Annotated in this window: 9 protein-coding genes, 1 tRNA gene and 1 pseudogene; 3 read left to right on the forward strand and 8 right to left on the reverse strand. The window is 62.6% G+C overall.

From position 1 onward, the window contains the following. Positions 1 to 312: 312 nt before the first annotated feature. From E3374_RS12140 to E3374_RS12150, 3 genes are read right to left on the reverse strand one after another with little or no spacing between them, the layout of a single operon-like run. Positions 313 to 1,452: an ABC transporter permease gene (locus tag E3374_RS12140; RefSeq protein ID WP_136689328.1), complete on the reverse strand. Its 1,140-nt coding sequence runs from the start codon at positions 1,450 to 1,452 to the stop codon at positions 313 to 315. After that, positions 1,442 to 2,131, reverse strand: a complete 690-nt coding sequence (locus E3374_RS12145) for an ABC transporter ATP-binding protein (protein ID WP_136689329.1) — start codon at positions 2,129 to 2,131, stop codon at positions 1,442 to 1,444. The genes E3374_RS12140 and E3374_RS12145 overlap by 11 nt, the downstream gene beginning before the upstream one ends. After that, positions 2,121 to 3,602, reverse strand: a complete 1,482-nt coding sequence (locus tag E3374_RS12150) for a COG1361 family protein (protein ID WP_136689330.1) — start codon at positions 3,600 to 3,602, stop codon at positions 2,121 to 2,123. The genes E3374_RS12145 and E3374_RS12150 overlap by 11 nt, the downstream gene beginning before the upstream one ends. A 275-nt stretch (positions 3,603 to 3,877) precedes the next feature. On the opposite strand from E3374_RS12150, the gene E3374_RS12155 reads away from it, so the two are divergent. The 3 genes from E3374_RS12155 (at position 3,878) to E3374_RS12165 (ending at position 5,599) form a co-directional block, all read left to right on the forward strand. Then, a complete protein-coding gene (locus tag E3374_RS12155; protein WP_136689331.1) occupies positions 3,878 to 4,705 on the forward strand; it encodes an NAD+ synthase in 828 nt (275 codons plus the stop codon). A gap of 87 nt (positions 4,706 to 4,792) precedes the next feature. Further along, positions 4,793 to 5,482 (forward strand): DUF7114 family protein, encoded by a 690-nt coding sequence (locus tag E3374_RS12160; RefSeq protein WP_136689332.1) that lies wholly within the window; start codon positions 4,793 to 4,795, stop codon positions 5,480 to 5,482. Between the two features lie 45 nt (positions 5,483 to 5,527). Then, positions 5,528 to 5,599: transfer RNA gene (locus tag E3374_RS12165), tRNA-Thr, on the forward strand. 335 nt (positions 5,600 to 5,934) lie between these two features. On the opposite strand, the gene E3374_RS12170 is transcribed toward E3374_RS12165, so the two are convergent. From E3374_RS12170 to E3374_RS17715, 5 genes and pseudogenes are all read right to left on the reverse strand, one after another. Then, positions 5,935 to 7,077 carry a sensor histidine kinase gene (locus E3374_RS12170; protein ID WP_136689333.1) on the reverse strand — a complete coding sequence of 381 codons (1,143 nt, stop codon included), beginning with the start codon at positions 7,075 to 7,077 and terminating at the stop codon, positions 5,935 to 5,937. A gap of 30 nt (positions 7,078 to 7,107) precedes the next feature. Next, the gene (locus tag E3374_RS12175) at positions 7,108 to 8,535 is read right to left on the reverse strand and encodes a glycosyltransferase family 2 protein (RefSeq protein WP_136689334.1); all 1,428 of its coding nucleotides are present in this window, start codon (positions 8,533 to 8,535) and stop codon (positions 7,108 to 7,110) included. Between the two features lie 3 nt (positions 8,536 to 8,538). Next, entirely contained in the window at positions 8,539 to 9,660 is a 1,122-nt protein-coding gene (locus E3374_RS12180) for a HEAT repeat domain-containing protein (protein WP_136689335.1), read from the reverse strand. 24 nt (positions 9,661 to 9,684) lie between these two features. After that, a complete protein-coding gene (locus E3374_RS12185; protein ID WP_136689336.1) occupies positions 9,685 to 10,062 on the reverse strand; it encodes a response regulator transcription factor in 378 nt (125 codons plus the stop codon). Positions 10,063 to 10,377: 315 nt separating this feature from the next. After that, positions 10,378 to 10,687: pseudogene (locus E3374_RS17715) on the reverse strand (transposase); the annotation flags it as partial.

Consider the following 10,687-nt stretch of genomic DNA (forward strand, 5'->3'; position numbering starts at 1 on the left):
CGGCGCTTCACTCGTTCGCGCCGAGGATCGACGGACAGTGCCCGTCTCACCACCGGAACGCTCGTCACCTCGCGTTCCGAACCTTGCCTCGCTCGGCAAGACACCGGCGCACATTGTCTTCGCACGCCGAGCATCGACGGACTGCATCCGTCTTGATACTGACGCGTCGTATCCATAGGGTCGAACGTCCCAGCACTTCAACGTAGCGCTTCCCGACGGCAACACGGTGGCGAGTGATTCGACCGGACTGACCGTTCCGCGACGCTGCTCGTATTTCCTGCGTTCCGCTAGATTCGAGAATCAGCGAGGCGGTCACTCCCGGAGCGCTTCGACGGGATCGAGTCGCGACGCTTTCCAGGCCGGATAGGCCCCGCTGATCAGACCCGAGCCGATCCCGAAGCTGAACCCGCCGACGACGTAGATCACGCTCAGCGTGTCGAACGCAAAGGGATCCCCGAGGAAGAGGCTGTGGATGCCGGTCCCGATGAGGACGCTCACGACGACGCCGGCACTCCCGCCGATGAGCCCGAGCATAGCAGCCTCTGTCAGGAAGATACGTAAGACTGCGAAGCGTTTGAAGCCGACTGCGCGGAGGACGCCGATCTCACCCCGTCGCTCGACCGTACTCATCAACATCACGTTGAGGATGCTGGTCCCTGCGACCACAAGCGAGACTGCACCGATTCCGATGAGAAACAGGTTGAGCTGGAGAAACAGCTGGTTGATCTGCTGGGCAAGCTGGCTGAACTCGAAGACCTGGACGCGTTCACGGCGGTCGTTCATCGCCGTCCGGATGCGTTCGGCCGTCCGGGTCGCCTCAGCGGTCGTGTCCGACAGGACGATAACCTGCGTGTATGTGTCCTCGGCGAACCGAGACGGGGGGAGGATGACCGCGTTGTTCGGGTTGACGAGCGTGGCCTGTCCGGCGTCCTCGAGAACTGCCGCGACGCGGTAGGTCTGTCCGTCGAGGTTCAGCGCGTCGCCGGTCTCGATCCCCTCGATCGTTGCGAGTTGATCGCCGACGATGATACCGCTGCGCCAGTTATCGGGGATCGCTCCCTGTCGGACGTCGAAAAGCCGGTCCGGATCAGCGATACCGTAGACGGTCTGATCGGTGGTCCCGTCGCGAGATCTCATCTCCCGGACGTCCTGTTTGATGGCGATCAGATCCGCTGGCTGTGCCGCCCGGCGGATTTCCCGGAGTTGCCTTTCGGTGAAGTTGGCACGATCCAGGTCTTCGCCTGGGAAGACACCGACGTTGTTCCCGATCGTGCCGATGTTTTGCATCTGCGATCGCTGGAACGCGGACCCGAACATGCCCAGCGAGACGATCGCGATGACACCGATCGCGATACCGATCGCTGCCAGCGCCGACCGAGTTTTCGACCGTGAGAGGTTCCGGATCGCCAGCGACAGTACCGGCAGCCGGTCTGCGAGCGATTTAGGAGACATGCTGCGTTGCTTTCGTGCTGTCGCCGACGCGACCGTCGACGAGTTCGACTACCCGGTCGGCGAAGTCAGTTACGAGCCGGTCATGTGTGACGGCAACGACGCTCGTTCCGTCGTCCGTGATACGTTCGAACTCCCCGAGGATGGTCTTGCCTGTGTTCTGATCGAGGTTCCCCGTCGGCTCGTCGGCGAGGACGACTGCGGGATCGTTGATCAGTGAACGGGCGATCGCGACCCGTTGTTGTTGCCCGCCGCTCAGCTCCGACGGCGTGTGTTCTGTCCGATCGCCCAGGCCGAACTGACTCAACAGGGCGACAGCTCGCTCGTTGCGCTCAGTCGCTGATTCTGTGAACAGTTGCGGCAGGGCGACGTTCTCCCGAGCGGTCAGTGTCGGGATGAGATAGAAGTCCTGGAAGATGAACCCGATCGTGTCCCGGCGGAGCTCGGTCCGTTGTCCGTCCGACAGCGTTTCCGCCGCGACGTCGTCGACCAGCACCGTTCCTTCGTCGGGCGTGTCGAGCAGTCCGATGAGGTTCAGTAGCGTCGACTTCCCTGATCCGGACGGGCCGACGACGGCGACGAACTCGCCCGGCTTGACGCCGAAGCTGACGTCCGCGAGCGCGGTCACGATCTCCCCGCCGAGCGTATACCGGCGCCATACGTTGCGCGTTTCAATCAGCACGGCGACGCCTCCAGACAAACGCGCCGGCACCCACGAGGACGAGCACGACGACGATCGGGATGATCGGAAGACCACCCCCGCCCGTCTGTGAGGGATCAGGTGTCGGGATTGGCTCGTAGCTCGCGTTCAGCGTCGTCTGGCGCTGTTGTCCGTCGACGAGGTAGGTCACCGAGAGCGGGATCGTCGTTCTGTTGCCCGGATCGGCGAGGCGAGCGTTCACCGTGAACGACGCGAAGTCACTGCTGTCGATCTCTCCGACGAAGTACTCTTGTCCCGAACTGGCCGGTGCGACATCCTCATCAGACAGGACGCGGACGGTCACCGCCGAGACCGACGTGGCACCGACGTTGCTCGCCGTCCCCGAAAGCTGGACGCTGCCGCCCCTGGGAGTGACTTCGATTCCCGTGAGTTCGACCCTCCCGGGGACGAGTACAGCTGTCGCCGTCGTCCGTTCCTCGAAGCGATCTCCGGCGATGTCGTACGCAGCACTGAGATCCAGTTCCGGGCGCGGAGCCGTGATGTCAGTTACGTTGAGACGAACCGTCCGGGACCGCTGTGCCGGGATCCGGTCGATCAGTCCCGTCGACAGGGTTGCCGCGTCGCTGTCCGCCCGCACCGCAACATCCTCGATGGGTGCGTTCCCGAGATTGATCGCTGACACCTCGACGACCGAATCCGACTCGATCGTTCTGACGTCGAGTTGTAACTGGCGCCGGAGTTCCTCGACTTGGCGGGACTCGCTCGTCTTGATCGTCTTTGACTGTCCGGTGCTGTCGGTATATCGAAGTTCCGCGGTCACCGACCGGATGCCGGTTTCCGTCGGCGTCACCGTGAACGAGTGCGTCTGCTCTCTGGCCGACGGGAGTTCGGAGTTGACGCGTGTCGCGGAATCGACCTCGATCCCGTCTCCGTGTAGTTCGAGACGGAGATTCCGGATCGCATCCGGTAATCCGTTGGCGATCGTCACGTTCGCCTGCGATTCGACGCCGACGACGCCCTCCTCGCGTTCGAAGTCGATCTCGATCTGCGGGCTCTCGGCATCGAGTACCCGGACCGTGACCGGATGACGGATCGTGACCACGTCCCCCCGCGAGTCAACTCCGTTGATCTTGAGGTCGAAGCTGTGTGTCCCGGGTTCGTCGATGCTCGCTGGGACCGTGACGGTCATCGATCCTCCCGGCGGGAGCGTCCCGAGGTCGTCTGCGTAGTACGTCCCCTGTCCCGGCGTCTGGGCATAGACTTCGTTGATCGTGACTCCCTGATCCCCCGATCCACCCAGGTTCTGTATCGTCAACTCGATTTCGAAGGTCTCCCCGACTGTCGGCGTCTCGGGCGTATGGGAGACGTTCGTCACTGAAACGAACGAACCCTGTGCATCCGCGGCGAACGGGACGCCCAAAGCGAGTGTGGTACAGAGGAACAGCACCGTCACAACAGTTGTGACTCCGCTGGAGGGCCGAGAGTCGTGCATAGTGTCACCAAATTCCGGGGCATTTGAAAGACCTTTCGGTCAGTGTCAATGTGTCCTCGACGCCTCTCGACAGACCGTCCTGGTTCGTATTCCGACGGAGCACTCCCCGTTCGTAATCGGCTACGTGCGTCAGTTTCAGTCTTTGTTCGTCCAGACGAGTTTGTTCGTCCAGACGAGTTTGTTCGTCCAGACGAGTGATGTGACAGTAAACGACCGTCCAGGTGAACGGGTGGGACAAATGCCTATTAGTCTCTGGAGCTCAATTCACGAAACAGATGTCAGATACTGAGTCGATCGCAAGGGGTGAATCGCCGCTCGATCTACGGTTGTCCGAGGACGAACTGATTGCCCGTCGCGAGCACATTTCCGCCTTCATCACCGAGCAAATCGAGACAGCTGGCGTCGAAGGGGCCGTACTCGGACTGTCCGGTGGGGTCGATAGTTCGACGGTGGCCTACCTCGCTGTCGAGGCACTCGGTGTCGAGAAGCTTCACGGGCTGGTGATGCCCAGTGAGGTCAACGATCCGGAGACGATGAGCGACGCCGAGCGAGTCGCGGAGGATCTGGGGATCGAGTACGACGTGATCGAGATCGAACCCATCGTCGAAACGTTCCTCGATGCGTATCCCGACGCAAAGGGCAACCGGATGGCCGTCGGTAACGTCCGTGTGCGGGCCCGCGCCGTGCTGAACTATCTCGTCGCCAACACGGAGAACGCGCTGGTGTTGGGGACGGGCAACCGGACCGAATCGCTGACGGGCTACTTCACGAAGTATGGCGACGGGGCCGTCGACTGCCATCCGATCGCCAACCTCTACAAACAGCAGGTCCGTCAGCTGGCTCGCCACCTCGGTGTCCCCGAGGACATCGCTTCCCGGACGCCGACTGCGGGGATGTGGGTCGATCAAACTGACGAGGGCGAACTGGGCGTCGAGTACGACACCATCGACTCGATCCTGGCGCTCCACGTCCAAGCGGGTGCCGGCGCCAGCGCGACCGCAGAGATCGTCGGGGTCGAGCAGTCAGTCGTCGAGCACGTTCGTGCGCTGTACGAACGCAGCGCCCACAAGAGAGCGACTCCGCCGGCGCCGGAACCGCTGTAGGTAGCGGTGATTGACGGGACAGATTGGAGGGTGGCAAAACGGACCCTTTCCAAAGGTCTTTGACTTTGCCTGTGCTAGTTCGGCGTAATGCAGGAAGCCGCGGTGGTTCGCCGCGCCGCCACGGACGCCGTCGAGGACGTCGAACCAGAGCGATTGCACGATCGGATCGTCTCCCGTCTCGAAGGTAGTACGATGACGGCGGGCGTCTTGACGATCAGTTGTGCCCGTGCCGTCCTCGAACAGCGCTCCCCCGGTTCGGCCCACGCAGTCATCGAGCGTCCGGACGACCCGCTGGCCGACGCCGTCGCCAAGCGAGCCGCGGGGGTCCAGCTCATCTACGAGGGACTCGGGCTCACCCGAACGCTCGCCCGGGATCCGCCGTGGCTCTCCGGTCGCGAGGCGGAGGGTGACCTCGACGTGCTGATCGCCGACATCCTGGTCGGTCGCGGGTTCTACCTGCTGGCCCGGACGGAAGCCTCGGACGAGGCAGTCCAAACGGTCCGGGCGTTCGGCCGGGATCAGACTGTCCGCCGCGAGACCGGGGATCACTCGCTGGATCGGAACCTCGAGGCCGACGTCTTCGAACTAGCTACCGTCGCCGGGACGACCGCCGTGGGTGGCCAGCCCTCGCCCGGATTGCGGGAGTACGCGACGTCGATGGCGGATTCGGCCCTCACGAACGGCGGAACGCCGACGTTCCCCAACGAACGCCTGTCGGCGCTCGTCTCGATCGATTCGACCGGCGGCGACGGTGTACGGACTTCCGCCGATCACTGAGAATCGAAACGCCTAAAGTTAACTCCCGGTAAGTCCGGGGTACGCGCCTGGGTAGCTTAGCGGTAAAGCGCGTCCTTGGTAAGGACGAGAGCCCGGGTTCAAATCCCGGCCTAGGCTTTCTGCGACGTCTTCGCGAACGGAGTGAGCGACCGTCTTTCGCTGTTCAAATTCGGGCCTAGGCTCTTCTCGAAATACTATCTGCGAGCGGCGCGTTTCATCGCGCCGCGTCCCCACAGTTCGTGTGAGCGTGACACCGGGATTTGAGCCAGCAAGCCGCAGCGCGAACGAAGTGAGCGACCGTCTTGCGCTGTTCAAATCCCGGCTGAGGCTTGGTCGCCGATTTCTGCGAGTCTTTTTTTTTTCGCGACGTTCCTCACAGGGTTCTCTCTCTCTCAGCTTCGAGGTGACCTCGATCGTCGGACACGAATGCGGATCGAGAGTCGACGTTTTCGTCATTGAACGGGTGGGTTTTCGGTCACTTCACCGACGCCGGAGAACACGAACGTCGTTCCGTCCCCCACCTCGACGTGTCCGTCCCAGCCGTGGCCGGAGACGACCCGTTCGACGATCACCAGCCCGAGTCCGGGGCGGGTAGATTCGAAGTCCCCGCCAAAGAGTGCGTCCGCGATGTCTTCCGGCAGTCCCGGGCCGTCGTCGGTGACTTCGAACCCGTCCGCAGTGCCCCGGACGGAGACCGTCGTCCCATCCCCGCAGTGTTCGTCGACGTTCCGGAAGAGGTTCTCGAACAGCTGCAGGAGCCTGGACTTGTCGGCCATGACCAGCCGATCCGTCTCGACGACGAGCGTCGCTTCGGCCGGGTCGACGGTCTGCCAGGCGGTCCGAGCGAGTCCGCCGAGGTCGACGGGCTCACGCTCCCCGACGTCGCCCCCTTTCCGGGCCAGAGCGAGCGTCTCGCCGATGAGTGTCTCCATGCGGTCGAGTGCGTCCAGCGCCGTCTGAAGGTAACTCGCCTCCGGCTCGTCGACAGATTCGGCGACCAGTTCTGTGTATCCACGGGCGGCGGTCAGCGGGTTCCGGAGGTCGTGGGTGAGCATCCCCGCGAACTCGTTCAAGCGCTCGTTCTGGGCGTCCAGGGACTGGTAGTGTTTCTCCCGCTCCAGTTCGTAGCCGATCCAGCGGGTGAGCAATCGGACGAAAAGCTTCTCGTCGTCCGTGAATTCGGTTTCACGCGGATTCTCGCCGGAATAGCACAGCGTGCCGTAGGTTTCCCCGTCGACCAGAATCGGTGCGCCGATGTAACACTGGAGGCCCGTCACTTCCCGAGCGATATCCTCGCTGTAGGCGGACTCTCCGGCGTTGGCTATCGCCAGCAACTCCCGGTCCGCAACGACGTGACGACACCAGGTCGTCTCGATATCGTGGATCGAGCCGGCGACGTAGTCTCCCTCGGAGAACGTCGAGTCGACGATCTCGTAATCCCCACTACCCGTGTAGGACAGCACGCCGTAGGGAACGCCGAGTCGATCGCGGCCGAGGTTGATCGCACGTTCGATCTTCTCGGACAGCGATAACGACGGATCGGCGCCGAGTTCGTAGAGATCTCTGAAGTAGTTCGTCGCTTCGGATTCCGCCATGTGTCACCTTGGCCCGTAACTCGTTTAGGCTTACTCCTCCTCGGTCCCGAATCCCGCTCGCTCCATAGCTCCCCACGTGTCGACCCCCTTCAGATACTCCAGCAGGCCCTGCCAGGCGACGAGCGTCTTCCACTGTCGATAACCGAGGTTTTCGAGGACACCGTACCATAACAACCGGACGATCTGACTGGGGCTGTCGTAGCGATTGAAGCTCCAGACCTCGCTGAAGACCCCGAACCACGACAGAAAGACTCCGAATCCCGTCGTTAACAGGAAGAAGATGAGGACGAACTCCACGTCCAGGAACCCGAAGTACCAGGCCAGCGGCAAGACGAGATAGCCTATTCCTTCGACGAGCGGGCCGATCGTCTCGGCGGCAACGAACAGGGGCATCACGACCGTCCCGACCCGACCGTACGTCGGGTTGAACAACATGCGACGGTTGGTGACGACGGTCTCGACCATGCCGCGGTACCAGCGCCGACGTTGGCGGCCCAGAACCCGACGGGTCGACGGAACCTCCGTCCACGCGACCGGTTCGGGGACGAAGTCCACGGTGTATGCTCGACCCTCGTCCATCAGGTGGCGATGCAACCGGACGACGATGTCGAAGTCCTCCGTGATCGTGTCCTGGCGGTAGCCGCCGATCTCCCGGACGACGTCGGTCCGGAACAGCCCGAACGCGCCGGAGATGAGGATGAGCCCCTTGATCCGGTTGAGGCCGAGGCGGCCGGAGTAAAACGCCCGGAGGTACTCCATCACTTGCAGTCCGGGGAGTCCGGTTTTCGGCAGGGTGACGGACTTGACGATGCCGTCCTCGATGGAACATTCGTTGGCGACCCGGATGACGCCGCCCGAGGCCACGGCCGTCTCGGGTCGTTCGAGGAACGGACCGACAAGTTCCAGGAGCGCGTCCCGATCGATGACGGTGTCCGAATCGACGGCACAGAACAGCGGCATGTCCGTCAGCCAGACGCCGGCGTTGAGCGCGTCGCTCTTGCCGCCGTTGTCCTTGTCCACGACGAGCAACTCCTCGTAGATCGTCGACCGATACACGTCGTGGATTTCTTCGGCCGGGACGTCGATCGGGACCTCGGCCTCGACGGCTTCCAGGTCGAAGTTTTCGACGAGTCGTTCGAGGGTTTCGTCGGTGGATCCGTCGTTGACCACGACGATCTCGACTTCGGGATAGTTCAGCGCAAGCAAAGACTGGACGCTCTCGACGACCGTCGCGGCTTCGTTGTACGCCGGCACGACGATCCCAATCCCTGGGTAGAACGGACTTGCGAACCGCCGGAACGGGGGGTCCCAGCGCGATTCCCGAACGTCGTCACGGAGTTCCAGCAGCGCCAGGACGTGGATACAGAGATAATAGCCGTTGATGAGGACGTAGAAGCCGACGACGAAGAGTCCGAATCCGACGATGAACTGCACAACGGCGTGATCGAGCGTATGCATCTCTCAACCCCTCACTCCGCCTGGATTCCGTGCGGTCCGGTCGTACTTTGCGTGTTCGTGACTCCATGTCCAGGCGTCGCCCAGCGCCGTGGCCCGTTCTTCCGGCAGTTGATCGCGTTGGCTTCCCAGCGCCTCGGTGCCGAGGAGACGCGTTCGGGGATCGAACTCGTTTTCGAGCGCGCGGAGCAGTGTGTCCAGTGCCTGCTGGTCGCTCCATCGGGCGAGCATGCGATAGATTGCGCCGCGGACGCGGGGTGAGGGATCAGCAACTAACCTGTCGAGGAACAGGTCGCTCCGGACGTCCTTCCGCCAGCCGACGTTGCCGAGGGCCAGGGCAGCCGCTTCCCGGACGGCTTCGTTGTCGGCTTCGAGTGCAGCCGTCAGCCAGGAGAGGTCCTCAGTCGTGACGCCCGCCGCGAGATGGCGACAGACCACCAGGACCTGGACCAGGAGTGGCTCCGGCCACGTCGCGTAGTTCCGCTCTGCCACGTCCAGCAGGGCTTCGGGATCCTCGGTTCCGATCCGGTACAGCGTGTCCTGGCCGAAGACGGTGAACTGCGACCGCGCACCTTCAAGCAGGAGCGAGATCCCCTCCCGTGGGTTCTCGAAATCGTTGCTCTCGTAGCGGAGACGCGCGACAGCCGCCCGCTCGCGCTGTGTCCGGGGACTGAACTCGGCGGCGTGGAGGTTCTCCGGCCGTTCCAGGAGCGTGAGCCAGGTCAGCGCGTATAGCCGCTCGTACTCACCACCCCGCTCCAGACGGCGCTTCGATCGGTCAGCAATCCCGAGGGCGTCACCCAGTTCCCGGAGCCGTTCGACGTTCTGACCGTCGAGTTCGCGGAGGTACTCGTCCAGCAGTGACTCGACCACGTCGCGCTCGACGCCCGAGAGACCGGCAACCCACGTTTCCCAGTCGAAATCGGGGTCGAACGTCCCCTCGAGTAGCTGTTCCTGTAGCTCGTCACGCACCCGAGCACGGCGGGTGTCCTCTATCGATCGGTAGATCGAGAGGCCCACAGTGAGCCAGAACATGACGGCCAGCGCCAGGCCGATGACCAGCGCCGCGACGATCAGCACGACAGTGAGCGAGACGCTGTAGCCGAACGCAGAGACGATTTCGGTCATCAGCTCTGTCCAGGGATGTGGCGGTCACTCATCGATACACTTCCGGACGCGAGCCAGTAGTTCCGCGGCCCGAAACGGTTTCGTCACGTAGTCGTCCGCACCGCTCTCGAACCCGTCGAGGACGTGTTCCTCGCGGCCACGGGAGGTCAGCATGACGATCGGGAGGTCGGCGTCGACCGGAAACTCGCTGTTACGGATCATCCGTAACAGTCGCGTCCCGTCCAGCCTGGGCATCATCACGTCGAGGACTGCCAGCGTTGGCTCGAAGCCTTCGGCGAGAAGGTCGGCCGCTTCCCGCCCGTCTTCACAGACGCGTACGTCGTAACCAGCGCTTTGTAACCGGTGACTCACCAGGAGCCGGATCGGCTCGTCGTCGTCGACGACGAGGATCTCTCCGGACATCGTTCTCCCGGTAATTCGACCCCCGGTCGTAAAAACTGGTCGTTGCCAGAAGTATATTCTGTCAGATATGACGGGGGCGTTCCGAGTGGGATGGGACTGCCGGCCGTGGAGTTGAGGCTATAGTAGGCTTAGCGGGGCTGTGATTCGTGGTTTCGGCTGGTTCAGTGATCGAGAACTGGCTCAGTGATCGAGAACTGGCTCAGATTGCTCTCCAAACGACTATTCTTGTTGAAATACCAACCACATACGCGAATTTCGACGGCTTCCGACAGCGTTGCCACTCAGACGCCGCACTAACACGGGTAATACCTCTCTCTATCCAATTCCGGTTTCCTTCTTCAGCAGTGTCAGCGTAGCATCGGCCGTCACGATCGGCGAGCGTTCATACTCACCAGTCAATTCGACCTGCACGAGCGGGTCCACCGCTCGCCAGATCGAGTACAACAGACAGGCGAACGCGAAGTAGAAGAACCTGAGCCCGAAATCTTTCGAGGTCGTCGCAGCCATGAACCGCTTGATCGATTTATATCCGCTCTCGATCTCCCAGCGGTAGCCGTATTCGGCGAGGAACCCACTACCGCGATTCGTCATGAATACCGAGTACTGCCGGTGATCGTCGTGCTCG

The sequence above is a fragment of the Halorhabdus amylolytica genome, from assembly GCF_004944975.1.
In the GTDB taxonomy this organism is placed as follows: domain Archaea; phylum Halobacteriota; class Halobacteria; order Halobacteriales; family Haloarculaceae; genus Halorhabdus; species Halorhabdus amylolytica.